Genomic DNA, 23369 nt, shown 5'->3' on the forward strand with positions numbered 1-23369 from the left:
CGTCGACCCGGCCATCACCGGCGAGCCTCCGGAAGAACGGGCCGCACGGCCCCAGTAGAACCGGACGGGTAAGCCCGTCACAGCAGTCATCAAGCGGCCGGCACCCCGGGGACCTCCCGACGCCGGCAAGCAAGGTGGTACCGCGTCCGCGGCCGGCCGGAGGGTCGGGCCCTCGGGCGTCCTTGCACGGAACCGACGCCCCGGACGCAAAGGACCCCCGTGTACCCCCTCGCCTCCTCCGCCCCTGACGGCCGCACCCCCGCCTCCCCGCGCTTCCCGGAGATCGAGCGCCGCATCCTGGCGTACTGGGACGAGGACGGCACCTTCCAGGCCTCGATCGACCAGCGTCCCACCCGGAACGAGGACGGCTCGCAGAACGAGTTCGTCTTCTACGACGGCCCGCCCTTCGCCAACGGCCTGCCGCACTACGGCCACCTGCTCACCGGGTACGTCAAGGACCTCGTGGCCCGCTACCAGACGCAGCAGGGCCGCCGCGTGGAGCGCCGCTTCGGCTGGGACACCCACGGCCTGCCCGCCGAGCTCGAGGCGATGAAGCAGCTGGGCATGACGGACAAGTCCGAGATCGAGGCCATGGGCATCGACACGTTCAACGACGCCTGCCGCTCCTCGGTCCTGAAGTACACCGACCAGTGGCAGGACTACGTGACCCGCCAGGCCCGCTGGGTCGACTTCGAGAACGACTACAAGACCCTCACCCCGGACTTCATGGAGTCCGTGATCTGGGCCTTCTCCGAGCTGCACCGCAAGGGCCTGACCTACCGCGGCTTCCGCGTCCTGCCCTACTGCTGGAACGACGAGACCCCGCTGTCCAACCACGAGCTGCGCATGGACGACGACGTCTACAAGATGCGCCAGGACCCCTCGGTCACCGTCACGTTCCCGATCACCGGCCTCCCGGCGGACCCCGCCCTCGTGCCCGACGGCGGCGCCGACGCGGCGCTCGCCGCGCACCTGGCCGGCGTCCACGTCCTGGCCTGGACCACCACGCCCTGGACGCTGCCGACCAACGCGGCCCTCGCCGTCGGCCCCCAGATCCAGTACGCCGTGGTGCCGGCCGGCCCCGAGGGCGCGACCGCGGACGGGGACCGCTTCCTCCTGGCCGTGGACCTGGTGGGCGCCCACGCCAGGGAGCTCGGCTACGCCGATGCCGACGCCGCCCGCGCCGCGGTCACCGAGACGATCCCCGGCGCCCGCCTCGGCGGCCTGGCCTACGCGCCGCTGTTCACGGACGTGTTCGACGCCCACCGCGGGGAGACCTTCACCGTCAACGGCCGTGACCTCGGCGTCGAGGGCGCCCACCGCATCCTCGTGGACGACTACGTCTCCACCGAGGACGGCACCGGCGTGGTCCACCAGGCGCCGGCCTACGGTGAGGACGATCAGCGCGTGTGCGAGGCCAACGGCATCCCCGTGCTGCTCTCCGTGGACTCCGGTGCCCGGTTCCTGCCGCTGTTCGCCCGCGAGGACGTCGGGCGCGGCGACCTGCGCGAGATCGCCGGCGTGCAGGTCTTCGAGGCCAACCGCACGATCATCCGCGCCCTGCGCGCCCTGGGCCGCGTGGCCCGCGAAGCCTCCTACGAGCACTCCTACCCGCACTGCTGGCGGTGCCGCACGCCCCTGATCTACCGCGCGGTGACGTCCTGGTACGTCAAGGTCACCCAGATCAAGGAGCGCATGCTCGAGCTGAACGAGGAGATCACCTGGATCCCCGGCAACGTGAAGCACGGGCAGTTCGGCACGTGGGTCGCCAACGCGCGCGACTGGTCCATCTCCCGCAATCGGTACTGGGGCTCGCCCATCCCGGTGTGGGAGTCCGACCACCCCGACTTCCCCCGCCAGGAGGTCTACGGCTCGCTCGCGGAGATCGAGGAGGCCTTCGGCCGCCTGCCGCGCAACGCCGAGGGCGAGGTGGACCTGCACCGCCCGTGGGTGGACGACCTCACCCGCCCCCACCCGGACCCCGAGGCCGCCGCGGCGGGTGCGGTCATGCGCCGGGTCGAGGACGTGCTGGACGTCTGGTTCGACTCCGGCTCCATGCCGTACGCCCAGGTGCACTACCCGTTCGAGCGCGCGGACTGGTTCCCCACGCACAACCCGGCGGACTTCATCGTGGAGTACATCGGCCAGACGCGCGGCTGGTTCTACACCATGCACATCCTGGCCACGGCGCTGTTCGACCGGCCGGCGTTCTCCAACGTGATCTCGCACGGCATCGTGCTCGGCTCGGACGGGCAGAAGATGTCCAAGTCGCTGCGCAACTACCCGGACGTCACGGAGGTCCTGGACCGCGACGGCGCGGACGCCATGCGCTGGTTCCTCATGGCCAGCCCCATCCTGCGCGGCGGCAACCTGATCGTCACGGAGGAGGGCATCCGCGAGGGCGTCCGCCAGGTGCTGCTGCCGGCGTGGAACGCGTACCACTTCTTCACCCTGTACGCGAACACCGCGCACGACGGCGGCGCCCGCCCCGAGGGGTACCGCGCGCAGGAGCGGCACACCGCCGAGGACCCCCTGGACCAGTACATCCTGGCCGCCGCGGGCCGCATGCTGCGGGAGGTCAAGGCCGGCCTGGACGCCTACGAGGTTTCGGACGCCACGGACGCGCTGCGCGGCTTCATGGACACGCTGACCAACTGGTACATCCGCCGGTCCCGGGAGCGGTTCTTCGACGAGGACACCGTCGCCTTCGACGTCCTCTACACCGTTCTCGAGGCCTTCACCCGGGCCGCCGCACCGCTGATGCCGCTGATCGCCGAGGAGATCTGGCGCGGCCTCACCGGTGGCCGCTCGGTCCACCTGACCGACTACCCGGACGCCGACCTGTTCCCCCACGGGCCCGAGGCGGACTCCCTCGTGGCCCGGATGGACGCGGTGCGCCGCATCAGCTCGGCCGGCTCGGCCCTGCGCAAGGGGGCCGGGCGCCGGGTGCGCCTGCCGCTGCCCCGCCTGTCCGTCGTCGTCCCGGACGCGGCGGGCCTCGAGGGCACCTACGCCCGCATCGTGGCGGACGAGCTGAACCTCAAGGACGTCGAGCTCACCGAGCTCTCGGAGGAGGCGATCGCCCGCTACGGCATCGGCACGGAGCTGAAGCTGAACTTCCGCGAGCTCGGCAAGGCGTTCGGCAGGCAGGTGCCGCTCGTGAAGCAGGCGGTCGACGCCGGCGCGTACGAGGAGACGGCCGAGGGCCTGGCGGTCACGCTCGCCGACGGCGAGACCGTGACACTGGCCCCCGCGCTCTACGAGCTGCGCACCGTCTCCACCGGCGCCCCCGAGGGGACCGCGGTGGGCGTGCTGCCCGGCACCGCCGGCTTCCTCGTGCTGGACACCGAGGTCTCCGCGGAGCTGGCCGCCGAGGGCACCGCCCGGGACGTGGTCCGCGCCGTCCAGGCGGCCCGCAAGGACGCCGGCCTGGACGTCTCCGACCGCGTGCGCACGCGGATCGAGGGCCCCACCGCCGTCGTGGCGGCGCTCGAGGCCCACCGCGGCCTCGTCGCGGAGGAGACCCTCACGGTGGACCTGGAGCTCGTGGACTCCGGTGCGGCCGACCCGCGCAAGGACCCGGCCGACGACGCCATGAAGACCGTGGCAGTCACCGTCGCGAAGGCGGACGCGTGATGCGCGGGGACGCCCCGGGCACGGTCGAGGAGGTCTACCGGGACCTGCTCGCCCGCGCCCCGGAGAACAAGATGCAGCCGCGGCTCGAGCCGATGCGGCGCGTGCTCGCGCTGCTCGGCGACCCGCAGCACGCGGCCCCGGTGATCCACCTGACCGGCACCAACGGCAAGACGTCCACGGCGCGGATGGTCGAGGCCGTCCTGCGCGCCTACGGGCTGCGCACCGGGCGCTACACCTCGCCGCATCTGCAGCGTGTCACGGAGCGGATCAGCATCGACGGCGCCCCGGTGGCCGACGAGACCTTCGTGCGCGTGTGGGGGGAGATCCTCCCGATCGTGCAGACCGTGGACGCGGAGCTCGAGGCCGCGGGCGAGGTCCCGCTGACGTACTTCGAGGCGGTCACCACGCTGGGCTTCGCGGTGTTCGCGGACGAGCCCGTGGAGGTCGTCGTCCTCGAGGTGGGCCTCGGGGGCGTGACGGACGCGACCAACGTCGCGGACGCCGTCGTCTCCGTGGTCACCCCCATCTCCCTGGACCACACGGACCTGCTGGGGGAGACCGAGGCCGAGATCGCCGAGGAGAAGGCCGGCATCATCAAGCCCGGCGGCGCCCTCGTCTCCGCCGCCCAGGAGCGCGACGCCGCCCAGGTGCTGCTCGAGGCGGCGCAGGCGGCCGACGTGCCGTTCCGCTTCGAGGGCGTCGAGTTCGGCGTGCTCGAGCGCTCCCTGGCCGTGGGCGGCCAGCAGGTGTCCGTGCGTGGCCTCGCGGCCGAGTACCGGGACCTGTTCCTGCCGCTGCTCGGGGAGCACCAGGCGCAGAACCTCGCGGTGGCCGTGGCGGCCCTGGAGATGTTCCTGGGCGGCGGCGAGCGACCGCTGGACGAGGAGCTGCTGCGCGAGGGGCTGTCCCAGGTCACCTCGCCCGGCCGGCTCGAGGTGCTGCGCACCGCCCCCACGCTCATCGTGGACGCCGCCCACAACCCGGACGGCGTGCGGGCCACGGCCCGTGCGGTGCAGGAGGCGTTCGGCTTCACCCGCCTCTCGCTGGTCGTCGGGATCCTCCAGGAGAAGGACGCGCCGGGCATGCTCGCGGCGCTCTACCGGGCGTTCGGCGACGACGTGGAGGACCTCGCGGTGACGCAGTCCTCCTCGGCCCGCGCCATCCCGGCCGGGGAGCTGGCCCGCATGGCCGTCGACGCCGGCTGGCCCGAGGACGACGTGTACGCCACCGAGTCCGTGCCGGACGCCCTCGAGTGGGCGGTCGGCCGCGCGGAGGCCCTCGAGACGAGCGCGGACGAACTGGCCTCCGGCACCGGCGGCGGCGTGCTCGTGCTCGGCTCGATCACCCTGGCCGCCGAGGTCCGCACCCTCGTGGGCGAGCCCCGCCATGCCGGCCCCGTCACCGTGGCCGCCCGCGGCCTCGACCCCGCCGACCTGCTCGACGCCGTCGGGCTGGCGGACGCCGACGAAGACGATCTGGACCCGGAGATCCTCGAGCTGCTCGAGGACCGCGACGACGCCGGCGCCCGCCGCCGGCCGGAGGAGGACCGATGACCCCCGACCAGCCGGAGACCGGAGGCGCCACGGAGCAGGGGCGCTTCGGCGACGAGCCCTGGCGCCCCGAGCGCGAGACGCGAGCCCAGCGGCAGTGGCGCCCCGGCACTCGCCGGCGCCGACGCTCCGTGCGCGCCCTGTTCACCTCCACGATCCTCATGCTCGAGGCGGTGCTCATCTTCTTCCTCGGACTCATGCTGTTCGGCATGCACCGGGACGAGCCGGGCGCCTGGTGGTTCGTGGCGGGCTACTCCGCGCTGGCCGTCGTCGCGGTGCTGACCTGCGCCCTGGTGCGCAAGCCCGTCGGCATCGCGATCGGCTGGGCGATCCAGGCCGTCCTGCTGGCCTCCGGCTTCTGGGAGTACTCGATGTTCGTGGTGGGGGCCCTCTTCGCGCTGACGTGGGCGTACGCCGTGATCAAGGGCGGTGCCATGGACGTCGAGAACGCCCAGCGCGACCGCCTCGAGGCCGCCTGGGAGGCCGAGCACGGACGCTGAGTCCCGGGCCCCACTAGGGTGGAGCGGGAACCGGGCCGCGCTCGCGGCCGTCCGACGACGCTAGGAGCACACCCCATGACGCACCACACCGAAGAGACCCTCGTCCTCATCAAGCCGGACGGGGTGGCCCGCAACCTGGTCGGCGAGATCCTCGCGCGCATCGAGCGCAAGGGCTACGTGATCGCCGACCTGAAGATGCTCACGCCCACCCGCGCCATGTTGGAGCGCCACTACGAGGAGCACCAGGGCAAGCCGTTCTTCGAGCCGCTGGTGGCGTTCATGGCCTCCGGCCCCGTGGTGGCCGCGCGCGTCACGGGCGATTCGGTGATTGAGGGGTTCCGCTCGCTGGCCGGCAAGACCGACCCCACCGTGGCCGCCCCGGGCACCATCCGCGGCGACCTGGGCCGGGACTGGGGCGAGGCCGTCCAGAAGAACCTCGTCCACGGTTCGGACTCGACCCTTTCGGCCGAGCGCGAGCTCGCGATCTGGTTCGGCTGAGCCCGTTCCGGGCCCGCACGACGGCGGCCGGTCACCCTGGTGGGGTGACCGGCCGCCGTCGTCGTGTCCGGTGGGGGAGCTTAGGCTCAGTCGATCCCGACGACCCCGAGGCCCAGTTCCAGCAGGATCGAGGCGAACACCAGGACGTAGAGGAGCACGATCACGGGCCAGGCCAGCTCCCGGGCGAGGCGGACGAGACCGGCCGGGGCCGGCAGCGTGCCGGTCTGCAGGTTCCGGGACGTCACAAGCACGAGCTGGGCGATGACCATGGCCCACACGATCATGCAGTAGAGGCAGAGCGTGCCGATGCTGTAGACGGCCGAGTACCAGAGCCACACGCAGAACGCGAAGCCCGCCAGGATCCCCGCGTTCATCAGCAGCCAGTACCAGCGGGCGAAGCGGGCGCCGGCGAGCAGGGACATCCCCACGGTGATGAGCACGGAGAACGCGACCACGCCGATGTACGTGTTCGGGAAGCCGAAGGTGTGGGCCTGCCACGACTGCATCACCTGGCCGCAGGACACCCACGGGTTGAGGTCGCAGGACGTGCGGTGCGTCGGGTCCGCGGTGAGGAGGGTGCGCTCGACGATGATGATGATGGTGGCCGTCAGCGCCACGAGCGAGGTGATCAGGAGCAGCGCCGCCGTGCCCGCGGGCCGGGCGTACCAGGTGAGCCGGGCCTCCTCGGCGGGGATGTCGTCGGCGGGGGAGAGGCGGATGTCGTCCGTCAGCGGGGTCGCAGGCATGGACACGATTCTAGGCGCGTGCCCGGGGCGGATGTGAGAGAATCGGCCCTGGCCGTCCCGTGGCCACACCGCGGGGCAGCCCGCTGCGCGCCCGACGTCGGGCCGCCGCCGAGGCGCCCCCGCGTCGAGCATCGTGCGGGAGGTGGACGCCGGGCTTCGCCCGTGCGCGTCCGTGCGCCGGCCGGCGGACGGCACGTGACGCCCAGGCCCCGATCTCGAGGGCGCAGCGGTTCCGCGCCGGGCCCTGACGGTCGACGCGGTCCACCCGATGACTTCTCGGAGTCCGCCTCCCGGCGCACCCGTGGCGCACGGCGCCCGGGGCAACGCGGCCGGCGGCGGACGCGGACACGCCGGGCGGCGGCGAGTGTGGCGTCGTCGGTCGGCGGGAGGTGCTGCCATGGCGGCCAACAACGAGGACACGACCCGCGCAGACGAACGCGTGGAAGAGACGGCCGAGCAGGCCGTGACGCAGACCGCGGCGGACACCGCCGACGGGGCGGAGCCGGAGCGGACCGCCGCGTCCGACGACGCCGCGGACCCGGCCGAGGAGCCGAGCGCGCCGACGCTGCAGGTCGACCCGACCGACCCGTTCGCCGTGCCGGCGAACCTGATCGAGGTCCTGCGCACCGAGACCACGTCCCGGCAGCGCTCCGAGGACGAGGACGCCGGAGAGTCCGAGGACCGGGCCGAGGGCGCCGTGGTCTCCCGGCGGCGCCGCCGACGCCGCCGCGGTGAGGTGGACATGGAGCTCGACGGCGGCGAGGCCGGCGATCCCGAGCACACCGTCACCCGCGTGCGCGCGCCGCGCCAGGCCGTCGGCACCGCCTCGGACACCGTCCAGAGCGTCAAGGGATCCACCCGGCTCGAGGCGAAGCGCCAGCGCCGCCGCGACTCCCGCTCGGGCGGGCGTCGCCGCACCGTGATCACCGAGGCCGAGTTCCTGGCCCGCCGCGAGGCCGTGGACCGCAAGATGCTGGTGCGCCAGCGCGACCAGCGCATCCAGATCGCCGTGCTCGAGGACGGCGTGCTGGCCGAGCACTTCGTCTCGCACACCACGCAGGACTCGATGATCGGCAACGTGTACCTGGGCAAGGTCCAGAACGTGCTGCCGTCCATGGAGGCCGCGTTCGTGGACATCGGCCGCGGACGCAACGCCGTGCTCTACGCGGGCGAGGTCAACTGGGACGCCGCCCAGCTGGACGGCAAGCCGAGAAAGATCGAGAACGCGCTCAAGTCCGGCGACACCGTGCTCGTCCAGGTCACCAAGGACCCGGTGGGCCACAAGGGCGCCCGTCTGACCAGCCAGGTCTCCCTGCCCGGCCGCTACCTCGTGTACGTGCCGGGAGGCTCGATGACCGGCATCTCCCGCAAGCTGCCGGACGTGGAGCGCTCGCGTCTGAAGAAGATCCTCAAGGACCACCTGCCGCAGGACGCCGGCGTGATCGTGCGCACCGCGGCCGAGGGCACCTCCGAGCAGGAGCTGCAGAACGACATCAACCGTCTGCGCGCCCAGTGGGAGGGCATCCAGGAGAAGGCGTCCGGCACCAAGGTGCTCGCCCCCGAGCTGCTCTACGCCGAGCCGGACCTGACCATCAAGACGGTCCGCGACGTCTTCAACGAGGACTTCTCCGCCATGCTCGTGCAGGGCGAGGCCACGTGGGACAACATCGAGGCCTACGTGACCTACGTGGCCCCGCACCTGCTGGGCCGTCTGCACCACTGGGTGCCGGAGGACCACGACGGCGAGGACCTGTACGCCACCCACCGCGTGGACGAGCAGCTCCACAAGGCGCTCGAGCGCAAGGTGTACCTGCCCTCCGGCGGCTCGCTCGTGATCGACCGCACCGAGGCCATGACCGTGGTGGACGTGAACACCGGCAAGTTCACGGGCTCCGGCGGCAACCTCGAGGAGACCGTCACCAAGAACAACCTCGAGGCCGCCGAGGAGATCGTCCGGCAGCTGCGCCTGCGGGACATCGGCGGCATCATCGTCATCGACTTCATCGACATGGTGCTCGAGGCCAACCGCGACCTCGTGCTGCGCCGTCTCGTGGAGTGCCTGGGCCGGGACCGCACGAAGCACCAGGTCGCCGAGGTGACCTCGCTCGGCCTGGTCCAGATGACGCGCAAGCGCATGGGCACCGGGCTCGTGGAGGTGTTCTCGGAGACCTGCGAGCACTGCGCCGGCCGCGGCATCCTCATCCAGGACACGCCGGTCGAGCGGGGCCGCTCCGGCGGTGAGCAGCGCGGCGAGGCGGAGGGCCGCCGTCGTCGCCGGCGTCGGGGCGACGGCGAGGGCGAGCACGCCCACGCCGCCGCGGCCACGACGACGGGCGCCGAGCACGCCGACTCGGAGGACGAGCGGCAGCGCCGTGAGCGGGCCGAGGCCGCCCGGGTCGCCCTGCACTCGATCGCGAAGGCCTCCGGCAAGGTGGCCGAGGACGAGGCCCCCGCCCAGGAGTCCGCCCCCGCCGAGCAGGCGGCGGACGCCGCCGAGGACTCCGCGGCCGAGGCCGTCGAGGCCGCGTCGGCCGGGCCCGCGGAGGCCGGGCAGCCGGCCGGGACGGACGAGGAGGAGACGCCGCGTCGCCGGCGTCGTCGGGGCCGCCGCCGCAGCCGGGGCCGCGCTGAGGAGTCGGGGGACACCGGCGCCGAGGATGCCGGCTCCGAGGATGCCGCGCGGTCGCACGACGACGGCCCCGCCGAGTCCGCCGGTCAGACCCGTCAGACCGAGGAGGAGGCGGCCGAGCCGGCCGCCGCCGCGGCCCCCGAGCACCAGGACCCGGTCGTGCAGGCCGAGGAGGCCGTGGCCGCCGTCGCGGAGGCGGAGGCCGACGCCGAGGCCGAGTCCCCGGAAGACGCGGCTGAGCAGGACGACCGTCCCCGCCGGTCCCGGCGTCGCCGGGGTGGCCGCGGGCGGTCTCGCCGAGGCGGCGAGGCGGCCTCGACCGAGGCCGACGCCGACGCCGAGGACCACGGTGCGGAGCGCGCGACGCCGTCGCGGCACGAGGCCGCGGACGCCGACTCCTCGGTGGCCGTGTCCTCCGAGGTCGCATCGGAGCCTGTGCCTGCCGAGGATGCCCCGGCGCCCGTGCCCGCCGAGGATGCCCCGGCGCCCCGGCGCCGCCGGTCCCGCCGGGCCTCGAGCGACGGCGTCGTCCGTCCGGCCGCCGGTGCGGACGCGTCCGCCGAGCGGACGGCCGACCGCACGGACGCGGCTCCGGTGGAGGCCACCGAGCCCTCGCCCGAGGAGTCCACGGACGCCACCGAGGTCCACGAGCAGCCCGCCGCCCCGGCCGCCGTCGAGGAGGCCGTGATGGTGGAGCCTGCGGCGACCGAGCCGACGGCGGAGCCCACGGCGGACGCGGACCAGGCGTCCGCCGCGGACGCCCCGACCGAGGCCCAGGCGGCTCCGACCGCCCCGGTGCCTGGATCGCCGCGCCGGCGCTCGCGTCGCGCCGTGTCGTCCGACGGCGTCCACGTCCAGGTCCAGGCCGCGCCCGGCGGCGCCCAGGGCGGCCGCTTCACCGCGGCCGTGGCCGAGGCGTCCACCCCCGCCGAGCCGCAGGGTGCCGCCCCGGTGATGCTCGGCGTCGGAGTGAAGGCCGCCGACCTGGCCCGTCGCGGCCGCTGACCGTCGTCGGTGCCGCCGCCCCGGGCCTGCCCCGGGCGGCGGCGACGCGCCGACACGCCTCTGTTTGGTCCGGATGCCCGGCAGCGAGTATGCTGGACCATCGGTGTTCACCGCCCGCACGCTCCCGCATGTCCCGGTGAGGGACCGCCGGACCCGGACGCAGCCGCGGTCGAGGTGCGGGCGAGCAGAACCCGATCTGATCCGTTGAAACGTCGAGAGAAGTGAGTCCCAAGTGGTGTACGCGATTGTCCGCGCTGGCGGCCGCCAGGAGAAGGTTTCCGTCGGAGACCTCGTTACCCTTGACCGCGTTCCCGCTGAGACCGGTGGCTCCGTCGAGCTGCCCGCTCTGATGCTGGTGGACGGGGACGAGGTCAAGGCTGGCGCCGATGCCGCCGGTGTGAAGGTGACCGCCGAGGTCGTCTCCCACTCCCGTGGCAAGAAGGTCGTCATCATGAAGTACAAGAACAAGACCGGCTACAAGAAGCGCCAGGGCCACCGCTCTGAGCTGTCCACGGTCAAGATCACCGGGATCGCCTGAGCCGTCACCGGCACCGGCGAAACCGAGCATCCGAGAGGTTAGGCAACAGCAATGGCACATAAGAAGGCCGGCAGTTCCTCGAAGAACGGCCGCGATTCGAACCCGCAGTACCTCGGCGTCAAGCGCTACGGCGGCGAGGACGTCAACGCCGGCGAGATCATCGTCCGCCAGCGTGGCACCAAGTTCCACCCGGGCCGCAACGTCGGCCGCGGCAAGGACGACACCCTCTTCGCGCTGTCCGCGGGCTCCGTGGCCTTCGGCCAGCGCCGCGGCCGCAAGGTCGTGGACATCGTCCCCGCCGCGGAGTGATCTGACACTCGTGCGGTCTGCGTGCGGACCCTCGCCCGGCGAGGACACCCGCACCCCCTGACGCCCCGGCGGGGGCGGGCCCGGCATCCACCGGACCCGCCCCCGCCGTCGGCGTCTCCGGCCCCTGGGCCGTCTGAGTCCGATCCCTCCAGCCCCTAGGAGCACTCCCATGGCAGCCTTCGTGGACCGCGTGGTCCTCCACCTCACCGCCGGCAACGGCGGGCACGGGTGCGTCTCCGTGCATCGCGAGAAGTTCAAGCCCCTGGGTGGCCCCGACGGCGGCGACGGGGGCGACGGCGGCGACATCACCCTCGTGGTGGACTCGCAGACCACCACGCTGCTGGACTACCACCACGCCCCGCACCGGTCCGCTGAGAACGGCCAGCCGGGCATGGGCGACCACCGCGAGGGCAAGAACGGCCAGTCGCTCGTGCTGCCCGTGCCGGACGGCACGGTGGTCAAGGATGAGCAGGGCAACATCGTGGCCGATCTCGTGGGGGAGGGCGCGACCTACGTCGCCGCCGCCGGCGGTCAGGGCGGCCTCGGCAACGCGGCTCTGGCCTCCGTGAAGCGCAAGGCGCCCGGCTTCGCGCTGCTCGGCCTGCCGGGGGAGAGCCGGGACCTGACGCTCGAGATCAAGACCGTGGCGGACGTCGCGCTCGTGGGCTTCCCCTCGGCCGGCAAGTCCTCCCTCATCGCTGCCCTGTCTGCGGCCCGTCCCAAGATCGCGGACTACCCGTTCACCACGCTCGTGCCCAACCTCGGGGTCGTGCAGGCCGGCGACGTGCGCTTCACCGTGGCCGACGTCCCGGGCCTGATCCCCGGTGCCTCGGAGGGCCGCGGCCTCGGCCTGGAGTTCCTGCGCCACGTCGAGCGCTGCGCCGCGCTCGTGCACGTCCTCGACTGCGGCAGCCTCGAGTCCGACCGCGACCCGATCGCCGACTTCGAGGCCATCGAGGCCGAGCTCGAGGCCTACGCGGTGGAGCCCGTCTTCTCCCAGGGCGGGGAGGGCGTCGTACCGCTGAACGAGCGGCCCCGCCTCATCGCCCTGAACAAGACCGACCTGCCCGACGGCGCCGCGATGGCGGACATGGTCCGCGACGAGCTCGAGGGCCGTGGCCTACGGGTCTTCGACATCTCCGCGCTGGCCCGCGAGGGCCTGGACGCCCTCAAGTACGCCATGGCCGAGCTCGTGGCGGAGGCCCGTTCCCGGGTGGTCGAGCCCGCGCCGGCCGCGCCCGTCGAGGTGCCGCGCCGGCATCGCCGCCGTGGCGAGCGGGCCGAATTCACGATCCGCCGCGAGGAGCGCAACCTCGAGCCGCTGTTCCGCGTGCGCGGCGAGAAGCCCGAGCGGTGGGTCGCCCAGACGGACTTCCAGAACGACGAGGCGATCGGCTACCTTGCGGACCGGCTCCAGCGGGCCGGCGTCGAGGACGGCCTGTTCAAGGCCGGTGCGAGGCCGGGCGACGCCGTCGTGATCGGCGACGACGTCACGGGCGTCGTCTTCGACTGGGAGCCCACGCTGTCCGCGGGAGCCGAGCTGCTCGCCGGGCCCCGGGGCACCGACCTGCGGCTCGACGAGCGCACCCGCGCGACCCGCGCGGAGAAGCGCGCCGAGCAGGATGCCCGCCGGGCCGCCCGTGCGGCGACCCGGGCCGAGATGGAGGCCGAGCGACGCTCCGGCCTGTGGACCGACACCGACGATCGAGAGGGATGATCCATGTCCGTGCGGCGCACCGTCGTCACCCGCTATCCGACCCCCGCCACGCGCGGCTCTGAGGACCCGCAGGCCAACCCCGTGACCTCGCGGGAGACGATGCAGGCCGCACGCCGAGTGGTCGTGAAGATCGGCTCGTCCTCGTTGACCACCCCGGACGGCCTGGACGTGGCGGCCATCGACCGGCTCGTGGACGTCCTCGCCGCCGAGCGGCAGAAGGGCACCCAGGTGGTGCTCGTGTCCTCCGGCGCCATCGCGGCCGGCTTCCCCCACCTCGGGCTGGGCCGACGCCCCAAGGACACCGCCACCCAGCAGGCCTCGGCGGCGGTCGGCCAGAGCAAGCTCATGGCGCACTACACCACGAGCTTCGGCCGGCACGACACCGAGGTGGCCCAGGTGCTCCTGACCGCCGAGGAGCTCATGCGGCGCACCCAGTACACGAACGCGCACCGCGCCCTGTCGCGGCTGCTCACGCTCGACGTGATGCCGATCGTGAATGAGAACGACGCCGTGGCCACGCGCGAGATCCGCTTCGGCGACAACGACCGCCTCGCGGCCCTCACCGCCAACCTCTGCAAGGCGGACCTGCTGGTCCTGCTCTCGGACGTGGACGCCCTCTACACGGGCCACCCCTCCCACCCGGACGCGCGGCGCATCCCGGAGGTCACCTCGGACGACGATCTGGCCGGCGTCGACGTGCGTGTGCCCGGTTCCGCGGGTGTGGGCACGGGTGGCATGGTGACCAAGGTGGACGCGGCCGGCATCGCGGCCACCACCGGCATCCCGACCCTGCTGACCTCGGCCGCCAATGCGGGCGCCGCCTTCGCGGGGGAGGACGTGGGCACGTGGTTCTCCGCCACCGGCCGCCGCCGGTCCGCCCGCGCGGCGTGGCTCGGCCTCACGGCGGAGGTCCGGGGTCGGCTCATCATCGACGACGGCGCGGTGGCCGGGGCGATCGACCGCGGCCGCTCCCTGCTGGCCGCGGGCATCACCGGCTGCACGGGCGCCTTCACGCCGGGCGACGTCGTCGAGATCGTGGATGCGCATGGCCGGGTGCGGGCGCGCGGCCTCGTGCAGTACTCCTCGTCGCAGCTGCCCGCCATGCTCGGGCGGACGACCGCCGACCTCCGCGAGGACCTCGGCGCGGGCTACGACGGCGTCGTCGTGCACGCCGACGACTGGGTGCGCCTGGCTCCGCCGCAGCGCTGACCGGCACGGGCTCCGGCCGAGTCGACGGACCGGGCCTCGTGCCTCGTCCGGGGCGCTCGATAGGCTGGCGGCATGCAGACCACCGAGAGCACCGCACCCCAGGATCAGTCCGGCCGCCAGGACGCCGAGGCGCCGACGCCCGAGGTCGAGGAGGCCGTCCGCCAGCGGGCCGAGTGGGCGCGTCAGGCCGTGCCCGAGCTGGCCGTCGCCGGCCGCGCCCGCAAGGACGCCGTCCTGCGCCACATGGCCGAGGCGCTGCGCGCCAACACGGCCGCGATCATCACGGCCAACCGCGAGGACCGCAGCCGCGGCCGCGAGACCGGCACCTCGGCGGCCCTGCTGGACCGCCTCAAGCTGGACGAGGCGCGCGTCGAGGCGCTGGCCCTCGCCCTGGAGACCCTGGCCGGCCTGCCGGACCCCGTGGGCACCGTGGTCCGCGGCGGCCCGCTGCCCAACGGCGTGCGGATGAGCCAGGTGCGGGTGCCCCTGGGCGTCGTGGGCGCCGTGTACGAGGCCCGTCCGAACGTCACGGTGGACATCGCCGGCATCGCCCTGAAGTCGGGCAACGGCGTGATCCTGCGCGGCGGCTCGGCCGCGGAGTCCACCAACGCGGTCCTGATCCAGGTGCTGCGCGAGGCGCTCGTGGACCAGGGCTTCGACGCCAACATCATCCAGGGCATCGACGATCTCGGACGTCCCGGCGTCGCCGCCCTGATGGCCGCCCGTGGCGCGGTGGACGTCCTCGTCCCGCGCGGCGGCCGTGAGCTGATCCAGCGCGTGGTCCGCGAGGCCCGGGTGCCCGTGATCGAGACGGGTGAGGGCAACGTGCATCTGTACGTGGACGCCTCCGCACCCAAGCAGATGGCGGTGGACATCGCGCTCAACTCGAAGACCCACCGCACCTCCGTGTGCAATGCGGCCGAGACCCTGCTGCTCCACCGGGACGCGGAGGAGACGGGCCGAGAAGTGCTGCGCGCCCTCACCCGTGCCGGCGTGCTGCTGCACGTGGACGAGGCCGCGCGGGCCTGGCTGCCCACGCTCGCCGACCGCGGCGACCACGCCCGGGACGCCGTGGACGCCACGGAGGAGGACTGGGGCACCGAGTACCTGGACATGGAAATGGCCGTGCGCGTCGTGGACTCCCTCGGCCAGGCGATCGAGCACATCGGCCGGTGGTCCACGGGCCACACCGAGGCCATCGTCACGAACGACCTGGCCGCGGCCGAGCGGTTCATCACCGAGGTGGACGCCGCGGCCGTCATCGTGAACGCGTCCACGCGCTTCACCGACGGCGGCGAGCTCGGCCTCGGCGCCGAAGTGGGCATCTCCACCCAGAAGATGCACGCCCGCGGGCCCATGGGCCTGGAGGAGCTCACGACCACCAAGTGGATCCTGCGCGGCGACGGGCAGATCCGCCGCTGAGCCGGGCTACGATGGACACCAGGACCCCTTCGGCCCGGCCCCGGCCCGGCCGTCTGACCCGCTGCACCGAGGAGCATCCATGCTGAACACCGCCCTGATCCTGGCCGCCGCCGAGGAGGGCCACCACGTCGTCAACGAGCTGCCGATGGACCCCATCTGGTACGGCCTGCTCGTCTTCGCGCTGCTGATGGCCGCCCTGGCCGCCACCATGTCCATGCGCTCCCGCGCGCTGCGCCTGCCCGAGCCCACCACCGCGGTCCAGCACCACGGCACCGGCCGCGGCTCGCACACCTCCGGTCACTGACGTCTCACCGGCCCGCCGCGTCGTCGCCCCTGCCGGGGGCTGCGTGGCGGGCCGTCCGTTCGTCTCCTGAGCGCATGACCGTCGCCTCCCGCACCCCCGTGCCCGCGCCCACCGCCGGGGGCGCGCGCCGTCGTCGCCTCGGCATCATGGGCGGCACCTTCGACCCGATCCACCACGGGCACCTCGTGGCCGCCTCCGAGGTGGCCGCCGAGTTCGAGCTGGACGAGGTCGTCTTCGTCCCCACGGGTCAGCCGTGGCAGAAGTCGGACCGGCAGGTCTCCCCGGCCGAGGACCGCTACCTCATGACCGTGGTGGCCACCGCCTCCAACCCCCGGTTCACCGTCTCCCGCGTGGACATCGACCGCCCCGGCGTGACCTACACCGTGGACACGCTGCGGGACCTGCGCCGCCTGCACCCGGACGCCGAGCTGTTCTTCATCACCGGCGCGGACGCGATGGGCCAGATCCTCACGTGGAAGGACGTGGACGAACTCTGGGACCTGGCGCACTTCGTCGGTGTCACCCGTCCCGGCCACGACCTCTCGGACATGGGCCTGGGCGCCGACGTCTCCCTGATGGAGATCCCCGCCATGGCGATCTCCTCCACGGACTGCCGGGAGCGCGTCCGCCGGGGCCGGCCCGTCTGGTATCTCGTCCCGGACGGCGTCGTCCAATACATCGCCAAGCACCACCTCTACGTCTCGGAAGAGGAGACCTCGTGACCGTTCCCCAGACCACCCTGGACGCCCTCACCACCGCCGCGGCCGCCGCCGCGGACAAGCTCGGCACGCACATCGTCGCGTTCGACGTCGCCGAGCGGCTCGGCCTGACCGACGCCTTCCTGATCGCCTCCGGCGCCTCGGAGCGTCAGGTCAACGCGATCGTCGACGGCGTCGAGGAGGCGCTGTTGAAGGACGAGCAGCTCAAGCCGTTGCGTCGCGAGGGCCGGTCCGACGGCCACTGGGTGCTGCTCGACTACGGACACTTCGTGGTGCACGTCCAGCATCGCGAGGACCGCGAGTTCTACGCGCTGGACCGCCTGTGGAAGGACACCCCGGCGATCGACCTCGGCCTGCCGGAGGAGAGCACCCGACCGGACGCGGCCACCCAGGACGACGGCGCCTCCGCCTCGCACGCCTCCTGAGCGGGCCGGGAGATGCGCCTGATCCTGCTGCGTCACGGCGAGACCGACTGGAACGTCCTGGACCGCTACCAGGGGCACACGGACATCGAGCTGAACGCCGAGGGGGAGCGCCAGGCCCGCCGCGCCGCCGGCGGGCCCGTGGGTGACCTGGTCGAGGACGCGGAGGAGCTCGTGGCCGTGTGCTCCCCGCTGGCCCGGGCGCGCCGCACGGCCGAGATCGTCCTCGAGGCCCGGGTGGGCGCGGCGTCCGTGGCCGTCGACCCGGAGCTGATGGAGCTGGCCGGGGGAGAGTGGGAGGGCCTGGAGCTCAGTGCCATCGCGGAACGCTGGCCGGACGAGCACCGCCTTTGGCGGGCCGAGCCGGCGCTCGACGCCGGCCCCGTGGGCGGGGAGACCCTGCGCGGGGGCGGCGAGCGGGCCCTGCGTGCGCTGCGCGGACACGTTCCCCCGCACTGGGCGGACACCCCGCGCGACGGTGGTGCCCACACCCTGCTCGTCGTGGCCCACGGTGCGCTGATCCGCGCGGCCACGGGGCTGCTCCTGCGTCACGAGGGCGAGGCCTTCGCGGCGATGGAACGGATCGGCAACGCCCGCGCCGCCGTGCTGCAGGGCGCGTTCACTGCCGACACCGGGGCCGAGGGCTGGGGCGATTGGACCCTCGAGGGTTACGGCATCTGAGGGCGCCCCGGCCCGGACGCCGATTTGGCGCCCGCACGGGGACCGTGTACGCTAGTCGAGTTGCCAGCGAGGCGAACGGGCCGGAAACGGCGCGTGAAGATCGCGGGTGGCGCCCACATCTGGGGGTATGGCGCAGTTGGTAGCGCGTCTGCATGGCATGCAGAAGGTCAGGGGTTCGAATCCCCTTACCTCCACCAGTCAGAAGGCCCGGTCCACACGGACCGGGCCTTCGTCGTCGTCGGACTCCCGTGCGGGGCCGGGAGGCGACCGCCGCCCCGCGACATCACCGCGGTTCTGCACTGCGGTGATGTCGCTCCGCCGCGGTCGGTGCGGGGGACACGCCGGGGTACGCTGCGCGCTCCGCCGCCGTGAGTGCGGGTTCCACCGCACGGCCCTCCCGCGCCGAGGCGACGGCGGCCTCGAGCACCGCCATCACGGCGACGGCCTGGTCGGGGGTGGCGGCGTCGCTGCTCGCGCGGCCCAGGATCGCGTCGCGCACGCCCGCGTAGGACCGCTGCTGGGCTCCGATCGGCGCGGGGACGCGCTCGGTGTTCCCCTCCCCGTCGTGCAGGAGGATCGGGTCCGGATCGACGCCCCAGCCCTCGGCGCCGGGGAGCAGACCAGCGCGCAGCTGAACCTCCTGCCGATCCGGCAGTTCCTTCACCGCGGAGCCACGCGTGCCGTGGACCGCGAAGCGCGGGCTGCCGCCGGCCACGAGCATCGACGCCTGCAGGACCACGCGCCGGCCCGGGTACTGCAGCACGCAGTGCGCCCAGTCCTCGACCGGGGCGCCCGGACGCAGGGCCGCGAGGTCGGCGTCTACGCGTTCGGGGACACCGAAGAGCAGGAGCGCCTGGTCGACCAGGTGCGGTCCGAGGTCGAACCAGATGCCGCCCCCGGGCACCGCGGCTTCCCGCCAGCGGTCCCGGACGGTCGGGCGGAAGCGGTCGATCCGGGACTCGAGGTGGACGACGTCCCCGAGCCGGCCGGAGCGGACCAGCTCGGCGATGCCCAGGAAGTCGCTGTCGAAGCGGCGGTTCTGGAACACCCGCAGCACCCGCCCGGTCTCGACCGCGAGGTCGCGAAGCTCCCGCGCCTCGGCGAGACTCAGCGTGAAGGGCTTGTCTACCACCACGTGCCTACCCGCCCTCAGGGCCGTGCGCGCGAGCGGCGCGTGTTGGTCGTTCGGGGCGGCGATCACCACGAGGTCCACGTCGTGGCGAGCCAGGAGCTTGTCCACGTCAGGCACCACGACGACGTCCGGCAGGTCCGCGTGCACCGCGTCCGGGCGGCTCGAGACGACATGGGTGAGAGCGAGTCCCTCCGTGGCGTGGAGCAGGGGGACGTGGAACGTCTTCCCGGCGAACCCGTAGCCGATCAGGGCGGTGCGGATCGGTGCGTCAGTGCGGGACATGCAGGACCTCCTGGGCTGGCGGGGGGGCATGGGGGCGTCTCCTGCACGCTAGGCCGTGGCGTCGCGGCGGTCCATCGACGCCGCCCGGCCGGTTTGCGCGGTTGCCGCAGGCCGGGTATTCTGTTCAGGTGCTCCGGCCGGTCCGCCGGAAACGGAGTCACCACCCACCTGGGGGTATGGCGCAGTTGGTAGCGCGTCTGCATGGCATGCAGAAGGTCAGGGGTTCGAATCCCCTTACCTCCACCCGTCAGAAGGCCCGGTCCGTGCGGACCGGGCCTTCGTCGTCGTGACGGCCAGCTCGCCGTCGAGAACCACCGGTCACGACCGGGTTGCGGTCCAGCGTCGATCACGCATCGACGTCGCACAGCCCTTTCACGGCAGGCTCTCGGCGGACAGACTCGAGGCGTCTCCACCCGTGGAGCCCGGACCACCGGTGCTGCAGAGGCGGGGACCGCCACCCCTGTCCGGCCGACTCAGTGAGGATCTGCCATGTCCGTCATCCGTACCCGTCGTCCCTCCCTCCGTCACCTGCCCGCCGCCGTCGCCGCCGCCGGCCTCATCACCACCGTCGCCCTCGCCGGCCCCGCCGCGGCCTGGGACGACGCCCATGGCCCCCAGGCCGGCTACTTCCAGGCCGTCGACCACGAGAACGTCACCGCCGCCTTCTTCCAGACCTACGACGGCTACGACCCGGAGGACCTCACGCTCACGCTCACCCCGGTGGCCGAGGACGGCACCCGCCTGGAGGGCGGCCAGGAGGTGGAGTTCACCGCCCTGGACGTCATCGACGGCGGCGCGGTGGACGTCCTGGAGACCCGCCGCGCGCTCGGCGCGGCCGGTGAAGGCCTCGTGCGGTACGACGTGGAGGTGGACGGGCAGATGCTGAACATGGGCATCACGCTCCAGGCGGACGCCGACCTCGCCGACGATCAGGGGGCGGCCGTGCACGCCGTCGACGGCCCGCAGACGGCCGACCTCGGGGACCGGCCCCTGGTCTGGGACTCGGCCATGCAGTTGGCTCCCGGGGTGGCGGGCGCTGAGATCGTCCACCTGGTCGCCGCGCCGACGATGGAGGACGCCTACGCGGCGGTCGTGGCCGAGCCGGCCCACGGTGAGGTCTTCGCGTTCCGTGACTCGGAGCACTCCGAGCTCCGTGCCTGGTACATCCCCGACGAGGGCTTCGTCGGTACGGACACCTTCACCGTCGACTTCCACAGCGACCACGTCGCCCACGTCCAGACCGTCACCGTGCATGTCGGCGAGGAGATCTCCGCCGCGTACGACGGCTTCCTCGATGCCGAGGACGGCGTCCTCAACGGGAAGCCGCTCGACCTGACCGACCCGGACACCGCCGCGGCGCTCGCCGCGTTCCGGGCCGACGAGGCCGCCCCGGCTCCGGAGGACGAGGAGGAGCAGCCCGCTCCGGTCGAGGACGACGCCGACGAGCAGCACACGACCCCGGACACCGTCGAGACGGGGCAGTCCACCGGCTGGTGGCTGGCCGGCCTCGGCGCCGCCGCCGCGGGGGTGCTGGTCGCGGCCCGCCGTCGTCTGGGCCTGACCGACTGAAAATCCGCCGCGCACAGATCCGTCGACGCGCCGCCCCTCTCACACACAGGGGCGGCGCGTCCGTGCCGGCCTGACACGTGGCCGGCAGTCCGCGGGTCAGTCGCCGAGGCCCGCGAGCAGCAGGTCCAGTCCCTCCTCGAAGGGTGCGTCCGCATAGGGGTTCCGCGCCCCCGTCGCGCGCGTGCCCCCGCCCGCCCGGAAGGCCTCGGCGGCCGCGCCAAGCGCGGGCAGGCGCTCCTGCGCCCCCGCCACCTCGAAGATGTCGGCCGGAGCGTCGACGTCGTACGCAGACCCGTAGATGAACGACTCGAGCGCGATCACCCGGGCCAGCACCTGCTCCGGCGCCAGACCGGTCCGGGCCAGCACCGCGCACACCGTCTCGTAGACCCGCTGCGTCGACGGGGCTCCCTCGATCGGCAGGGTCGCGATGAGCGGGATCAGCGGCGGATGGGCCGCGAAGACGTCGCGGTAGGAGCGCGCCCACGCCCGCAGGGCGGCGACGACGGGCACCTCGCCCCGGATCGCGGCCTCCAGCTCGACGAGCGAGACCTCGCCCATCACGGCGTCCTGCAGCAGGACGAGCAGCTCATGCTTGCCGCTGATGTGGTTGTAGAGCGCGCTCGGCGCCACGCCCAGGCGACGGCCGACCGCCGCCATGGTGAGCCCTTCGTATCCCTCGGTGCGGGCGACCGCGAGCGCCGCGTCCGCGATCGCTTCGCGGCTCAGAGCGGGGGAGAGAGGTCGTCCGCGGCGGCGGCGCGCCCGGGGCGGTTCAGTGGTCTCGTCCATCCGGCCATTCTGACCCGTCGGACGGGCAGGAGGTGTCAGGCCGGCTACGGACCAGCCTTCCCTTCCCGGCGCGCGGCCCGTACAGTGAGCGCCGACACTCTAAATGAACGGCATTCACCCGGGCCCCGCCCGATGCCCCGTCCCCGCCAGAGGAGCACCCCATGACCACCGCCCCCGCCACCGCCGGCCGCGAGCGCCGGACGAGCGACGTCGTCGTGATCGGCGCCGGCCCGGCCGGCCTCATGGCCGCCCGCACCGCGAAGGCCCAGGGCCTGTCCGTCACCGTCCTGGAGGCTCGCCGGCGCGTCGGCGGCCGCACCTGGAACGGCCTGGTCGAGGGCGCCGACGGCAAGGACCACTTCATCGAGATCGGCGGCCAGTGGATCTCCCCGGACCAGACCCGCCTCATCTCCCTGGTGGAGGAGCTCGGCCTGCCGACGTTCTCCCGCTTCCGCGACGGTCGCAACGTCTACGTGGACCCGCGCGGAGAACGCCACGTCTACGACGGCCTCGACTTCCCGGTGGCCGAGAAGACGGACCGGGAGATGGATCGCCTGATCGCCAAGATCGACGAACTGACCGCCGAGATCGACGCCGCCGCCCCGTGGGAGCACCCGCGGGCCGCCGAGCTGGACAAGATCTCCTTCCGGCACTGGCTGGAGCAGCAGTCCGACGACCCGGAGGCCATCGACAACGTCTCCATCTACATCGCCTCCGGCATGCTGACCAAGCCCTCCCACACCTTCTCCCTGCTCCAGGCGCTGCTCATGTCCGCCTCGGCGGGGTCGTTCCGCAACCTGGTGGACGAGGACTTCATCCTGGACAAGCGCGTCGAGGGCGGCATGCAGTCCGTGTCCCTGGCCATGGCCGCCGAGCTGGGCGACGACGTCGTCCTCGGCCAGCCGGTGCGCACCCTGCGCTGGGCCGAGCCGGACCCGTCCACCGCGGACGAGAAGAACGGTGTGGCCGCAGACGTGCGCAACGGCGTGGCGCACGACGGCGCCGCCGGCGACGTCGTGGCGCTCACTGACGACTACGAGGTGCACGCCCGCTACGCGGTCCTGGCCGTCCCGCCGAACCTCTACAGCCGCATCTCCTTCGAGCCGCCGATGCCGCGCGAGCAGCAGATCGCGCACCAGCACATCTCCATGGGCCTGGTCATCAAGGTGCACGCCGTGTACGAGACCCCGTTCTGGCGCGAGGAGGGCCTGTCCGGCACGTGCTTCGGTGGGGGCCGTCTCGTCCAGGAGATCTATGACAACACCAACCGCGGCGAGAACCTGGCCGGTGGCGCCCCGGGCAAGGAGGACCCGCACGGCACCCTCGTCGGCTTCGTGTCCGACGTGTACGCGGAGCAGATGTGGGCCCTGCCGGAGGAGGAGCGCAAGGCCGCGATCCTCGGCGCCATGGCCGAGTACCTCGGCCCCCGGACCCTCGAGCCGATCGCGTTCTTCCTCTCGGACATGGCCGCCGAGGAGTGGACCCGAGGCGCCTACGCCACCAGCTACGACCTCGGCGGGCTCTCCCGCTGGGGCCACCTCCAGAACCGCCCGACCGGTCCCATCCACTACGCGTGCTCGGACATCGCAGCCGAGGGCTACCAGCACGTGGACGGCGCGATCCGCATGGGCGAGGCCGCCGCCCTGGCCATCGCCGAGCGGGAAGCCACTGACGCGGGGCAGCCCACCGGCTGACCGGCCCGACGGACAAGG

Annotated in this window: 19 protein-coding genes, 2 tRNA genes and 1 pseudogene; 18 read left to right on the top strand and 4 right to left on the bottom strand. The window is 73.2% G+C overall.

Features of this window, described 5'->3' with window-relative positions; genetic code table 11:
* Positions 1-219: 219 nt before the first annotated feature.
* Both ileS and DE149_RS06515 read left to right on the top strand, forming a co-directional pair.
* The gene (ileS, locus tag DE149_RS06510) at positions 220-3636 is read left to right on the top strand and encodes an isoleucine--tRNA ligase (RefSeq protein WP_113914190.1); all 3417 of its coding nucleotides are present in this window, start codon (positions 220-222) and stop codon (positions 3634-3636) included.
* A complete protein-coding gene (locus tag DE149_RS06515; RefSeq protein WP_078026090.1) occupies positions 3636-5189 on the top strand; it encodes a folylpolyglutamate synthase/dihydrofolate synthase family protein in 1554 nt (517 codons plus the stop codon). Before ileS ends, DE149_RS06515 begins: the two co-directional genes overlap by 1 nt.
* Before the next feature lie 115 nt (positions 5190-5304).
* On the opposite strand, the pseudogene DE149_RS11955 reads toward DE149_RS06515, so the two are convergent.
* Positions 5305-5367: pseudogene (locus DE149_RS11955) on the bottom strand (hypothetical protein); the annotation flags it as partial.
* On the opposite strand from DE149_RS11955, the gene DE149_RS06520 reads away from it, so the two are divergent.
* Positions 5342-5686, top strand: coding sequence for a DUF4233 domain-containing protein (locus DE149_RS06520; RefSeq protein WP_354436019.1), 345 nt, complete (start codon positions 5342-5344; stop codon positions 5684-5686). The pseudogene DE149_RS11955 and the gene DE149_RS06520 overlap by 26 nt on opposite strands.
* A gap of 75 nt (positions 5687-5761) precedes the next feature.
* Entirely contained in the window at positions 5762-6184 is a 423-nt protein-coding gene (gene ndk / locus DE149_RS06525; protein WP_012750845.1) for a nucleoside-diphosphate kinase, read from the top strand.
* Between the two features lie 86 nt (positions 6185-6270).
* On the opposite strand, the gene DE149_RS06530 is transcribed toward ndk, so the two are convergent.
* On the bottom strand, positions 6271-6930 hold the full coding sequence (locus DE149_RS06530) for a vitamin K epoxide reductase family protein (RefSeq protein ID WP_078026092.1): 660 nt from the start codon (positions 6928-6930) through the stop codon (positions 6271-6273).
* A 397-nt stretch (positions 6931-7327) separates the two neighbouring features.
* Between DE149_RS06530 and DE149_RS06535 the strand changes: the two genes are divergently transcribed.
* The 11 genes from DE149_RS06535 to DE149_RS06585 all read left to right on the top strand — a co-directional run bounded on the left by DE149_RS06535 (position 7328) and on the right by DE149_RS06585 (position 18082).
* A complete protein-coding gene (locus tag DE149_RS06535; protein ID WP_223247533.1) occupies positions 7328-10564 on the top strand; it encodes an Rne/Rng family ribonuclease in 3237 nt (1078 codons plus the stop codon).
* Positions 10565-10796: 232 nt separating this feature from the next.
* Positions 10797-11102 (top strand): 50S ribosomal protein L21, encoded by a 306-nt coding sequence (gene rplU, locus DE149_RS06540; protein ID WP_002853919.1) that lies wholly within the window; start codon positions 10797-10799, stop codon positions 11100-11102.
* A 51-nt stretch (positions 11103-11153) separates the two neighbouring features.
* Entirely contained in the window at positions 11154-11411 is a 258-nt protein-coding gene (gene rpmA / locus DE149_RS06545; RefSeq protein ID WP_002853915.1) for a 50S ribosomal protein L27, read from the top strand.
* A gap of 169 nt (positions 11412-11580) precedes the next feature.
* Positions 11581-13128, top strand: coding sequence for a GTPase ObgE (obgE, locus tag DE149_RS06550; protein WP_020622077.1), 1548 nt, complete (start codon positions 11581-11583; stop codon positions 13126-13128).
* Positions 13129-13131: 3 nt separating this feature from the next.
* A complete protein-coding gene (gene proB / locus DE149_RS06555; RefSeq protein ID WP_069941379.1) occupies positions 13132-14337 on the top strand; it encodes a glutamate 5-kinase in 1206 nt (401 codons plus the stop codon).
* Positions 14338-14409: 72 nt separating this feature from the next.
* Positions 14410-15759 carry a glutamate-5-semialdehyde dehydrogenase gene (locus DE149_RS06560; RefSeq protein ID WP_113914191.1) on the top strand — a complete coding sequence of 450 codons (1350 nt, stop codon included), beginning with the start codon at positions 14410-14412 and terminating at the stop codon, positions 15757-15759.
* A 79-nt stretch (positions 15760-15838) separates the two neighbouring features.
* Positions 15839-16063 carry a hypothetical protein gene (locus DE149_RS06565; protein ID WP_041104892.1) on the top strand — a complete coding sequence of 75 codons (225 nt, stop codon included), beginning with the start codon at positions 15839-15841 and terminating at the stop codon, positions 16061-16063.
* A gap of 74 nt (positions 16064-16137) precedes the next feature.
* Positions 16138-16785, top strand: a complete 648-nt coding sequence (gene nadD / locus DE149_RS06570; protein ID WP_041104890.1) for a nicotinate-nucleotide adenylyltransferase — start codon at positions 16138-16140, stop codon at positions 16783-16785.
* The gene (gene rsfS, locus DE149_RS06575) at positions 16782-17207 is read left to right on the top strand and encodes a ribosome silencing factor (RefSeq protein ID WP_036316941.1); all 426 of its coding nucleotides are present in this window, start codon (positions 16782-16784) and stop codon (positions 17205-17207) included. Before nadD ends, rsfS begins: the two co-directional genes overlap by 4 nt.
* A gap of 12 nt (positions 17208-17219) precedes the next feature.
* Positions 17220-17885, top strand: a complete 666-nt coding sequence (locus DE149_RS06580; RefSeq protein ID WP_036381588.1) for a histidine phosphatase family protein — start codon at positions 17220-17222, stop codon at positions 17883-17885.
* 121 nt (positions 17886-18006) lie between these two features.
* Positions 18007-18082: transfer RNA gene (locus DE149_RS06585), tRNA-Ala, on the top strand.
* 86 nt (positions 18083-18168) lie between these two features.
* Here the strand turns inward: DE149_RS06585 and DE149_RS06590 are convergent.
* A complete protein-coding gene (locus tag DE149_RS06590; RefSeq protein WP_060973671.1) occupies positions 18169-19299 on the bottom strand; it encodes an oxidoreductase in 1131 nt (376 codons plus the stop codon).
* A 170-nt stretch (positions 19300-19469) separates the two neighbouring features.
* Between DE149_RS06590 and DE149_RS06595 the strand changes: the two genes are divergently transcribed.
* Both DE149_RS06595 and DE149_RS06600 read left to right on the top strand, forming a co-directional pair.
* Positions 19470-19542, top strand: a tRNA-Ala gene (locus DE149_RS06595).
* A gap of 246 nt (positions 19543-19788) precedes the next feature.
* Entirely contained in the window at positions 19789-20868 is a 1080-nt protein-coding gene (locus tag DE149_RS06600) for a hypothetical protein (RefSeq protein WP_089529318.1), read from the top strand.
* A 96-nt stretch (positions 20869-20964) separates the two neighbouring features.
* On the opposite strand, the gene DE149_RS06605 is transcribed toward DE149_RS06600, so the two are convergent.
* Positions 20965-21657 (bottom strand): TetR/AcrR family transcriptional regulator, encoded by a 693-nt coding sequence (locus DE149_RS06605; protein WP_036381598.1) that lies wholly within the window; start codon positions 21655-21657, stop codon positions 20965-20967.
* A gap of 161 nt (positions 21658-21818) precedes the next feature.
* Here DE149_RS06605 and DE149_RS06610 point away from each other — a divergent pair, with 161 nt between their 5' ends.
* The gene (locus DE149_RS06610) at positions 21819-23351 is read left to right on the top strand and encodes an NAD(P)/FAD-dependent oxidoreductase (RefSeq protein WP_041103003.1); all 1533 of its coding nucleotides are present in this window, start codon (positions 21819-21821) and stop codon (positions 23349-23351) included.
* The last annotated feature ends 18 nt before the right edge of the window (positions 23352-23369 follow it).

The organism is Micrococcus sp. KT16, from assembly GCF_003315015.1.
Taxonomy (GTDB): Bacteria; Actinomycetota; Actinomycetes; order Actinomycetales; family Micrococcaceae; genus Micrococcus; species Micrococcus luteus.